The organism is Bergeriella denitrificans NBRC 102155 (assembly GCF_001592185.1).
In the GTDB taxonomy this organism is placed as follows: domain Bacteria; phylum Pseudomonadota; class Gammaproteobacteria; order Burkholderiales; family Neisseriaceae; genus Neisseria; species Neisseria denitrificans.
Genome location: NZ_BCWL01000268.1, coordinates 1 through 2,380, shown reverse-complemented (window position 1 = coordinate 2,380; position 2,380 = coordinate 1). Strand labels below are relative to the sequence as shown.

At 54.1% G+C, this 2,380-nt stretch carries 2 protein-coding genes; both read left to right on the top strand.

The window, feature by feature from the left end; translation table 11 throughout:
• Window positions 1-212: 212 nt before the first annotated feature.
• Window positions 213-1,628: an SLC13 family permease gene (locus BDE01S_RS10070; RefSeq protein WP_066081093.1), complete on the top strand. Its 1,416-nt coding sequence runs from the start codon at window positions 213-215 to the stop codon at window positions 1,626-1,628.
• 103 nt (window positions 1,629-1,731) lie between these two features.
• On the top strand, window positions 1,732-2,241 hold the full coding sequence (locus BDE01S_RS10065) for a peptidylprolyl isomerase (protein ID WP_066081091.1): 510 nt from the start codon (window positions 1,732-1,734) through the stop codon (window positions 2,239-2,241).
• Window positions 2,242-2,380 lie beyond the last annotated feature (139 nt).

The window sequence follows — 2,380 nt, the reverse complement described above, 5'->3', positions numbered from 1 at the left end:
ACTGATGCGGTATCGAAGAATGCCTAAAAAATCAAAAATTCTGATTGCCGTCATTATTTTCTTAATGAAAACATTACAGTATTCATAATATTGTTTACAATCTGTTTACACTACCTGAAATTACACCTATACTCAGGTACGCAGCCGTTGTCCTTGCGGCAGCGGGCGGCTGCCTGCCGCTCCCCACTTCCCCATTCACAAAGGATTGCTCGATGGATTTGCACGCTAAAGACAAAACCCAGCACCCGGAAACCTCTGAAACCTTCAGCGGTCTGACGCCGGTGACCGACTTCAAAGGCCTGCTGATTACCCTGATTGCCGCCGTGGTCTGCTACGGCATCTACCATATCCTGCCGTATGAGGCCGAGGCCAACAAAGGCATCGCGCTGCTGATTTTCGTGGCGATTTTGTGGTTTACCGAGGCCGTACACATCACCATTACCGCGCTGATGATTCCCGTATTGGCGGCCACACTCGGTTTTACCGATATGAACATCAAAAAGGCGATGGCCGGTTTTGCCGACCCGACGATTTACATCTTCTTCGGCGGCTTCGCGCTGGCGGCCGCTCTGCATATGCAGCGTCTCGACCGTAAAATCGCGGTCACGCTGCTGCGGCTCTCCGGCGGCAGCATGAAAACCGCCGTGTTGATGATGTTTGCCGTCACTGCTTTCTTGTCGATGTGGATCAGCAACACCGCCACCGCCGCGATGATGCTGCCGCTGGCGATGGGTATGATGTCGCATCTGGATAAGGAAAAAGAGCGCAAAACCTATGTATTCGTTTTGCTCGGTATCGCCTACTGCGCCAGCATCGGCGGTTTGGGCACAGTTGTCGGCTCGCCGCCGAACATGATTGCCGCCAAAGCGCTGAATCTCGACTTCGTCGGCTGGATGAAGCTCGGCCTGCCCATGATGCTGCTGATTCTGCCGCTGATGCTGCTGTCGATGTATATCGTCTTGAAGCCGAACCTGAACGAGCGCGTGGAAGTGAAAGAAGAGCATATCCCGTGGACGCTGCACCGCGTGATTGCCCTGCTGATTTTCCTGGCTGCAGCCGCTTCGTGGATTCTCAGCTCCAAAATTAAAGAAGCCTTCGGCATCGCCAACCCCGATACCGTGATTGCGCTGACGGCTGCGATTGCCGTGGTGCTGTTCGGCGTGGCGCAATGGAAAGAAGTGGCACGCAGTACCGACTGGGGCGTATTGATGCTCTTCGGCGGCGGTATCAGCCTGAGCGCGCTGCTGCAATCTTCCGGCGCATCGCTGGCGCTGGGTCAGCAGGTTGCCACCACGTTTGCCGCCGCGCACCCGCTGCTGGTGATTTTTGTGGTCGCCGCCTTTATCATCTTCCTGACCGAGTTCACCAGTAACACCGCATCCGCCGCGCTGCTTGTGCCGATTTTCGCCACCATCGCCGCGCAGATGGGCTTGCCGGAAGAAGTATTGGTATTCGTGATCGGCATCGGCGCATCTTGTGCCTTTATGCTGCCGGTTGCCACACCGCCTAATGCCATCGTATTCGGCACCGGCCTCATCAAGCAGAAAGAAATGATGAACGTCGGCATTCTGCTGAATATCCTGTGTATTATCCTGGTGTCGCTCTGGGCTTATTTTGTATTGATGTAAACGCATCCGCCCCAAGGCCGTCTGAAAAATGATTTTCAGACGGCCTTGAATTTTATCTACCGTAACACCATATTCCCAAAGATTACCCACACAAAGGATGACCATGATTATTCTGCACACCAATAAAGGCGACATCAAAATCGAGCTGGATTTCGACAAAGCCCCCGTTACCGCCGCCAACTTCGAGCAATACGTTAAAGACGGCTTCTACAACGGCGTGATTTTCCACCGCGTCATCAAAGGCTTTATGATTCAGGGCGGCGGCATGACGGCCGACATGAGCGAAAAAGACACCCGCGATCCGATTCAAAACGAAGCGGGCAACGGCCTGCCCAACAGCAAATACACCATCGCCATGGCGCGCACTTCCGACCCGCACTCCGCCAGCGCACAATTCTTCATCAACACCGCCGACAACGTGTTCCTGAACCACCGCGCCAAAGAAATGTACGGCCGCAACGTGGTGCAGGAATGGGGCTACGCGGTATTCGGCAAAGTGGTGGACGGCTTTGATGTCGTCGATGCCATCGAAGGCGTCGCCACCAAACGCCACGGCTACCACGATGACGTACCGACCGAGCCGGTGGTGATTGAAAGCGCCGAAGTCGTTTAATCCGCGCCGGTTAATACAAAAAAGCCGTCTGAAAACCGCAGGGTATTCCGCCCCAGCATTTTCAGACGGCTTTTTTCAATGATTGAAACACTTCAGATTGGATATATACCACAGGCAATGCCGTCTGAAAAACGGCTTG

Excerpts from the sequence above, each read along its gene's own strand:
- BDE01S_RS10070 (WP_066081093.1), top strand. The coding sequence starts at position 213 with ATGGATTTGCACGCTAAAGACAAAACCCAGCACCCGGAAACCTCTGAA.
- BDE01S_RS10065 (WP_066081091.1), top strand. The coding sequence starts at position 1,732 with ATGATTATTCTGCACACCAATAAAGGCGACATCAAAATCGAGCTGGAT.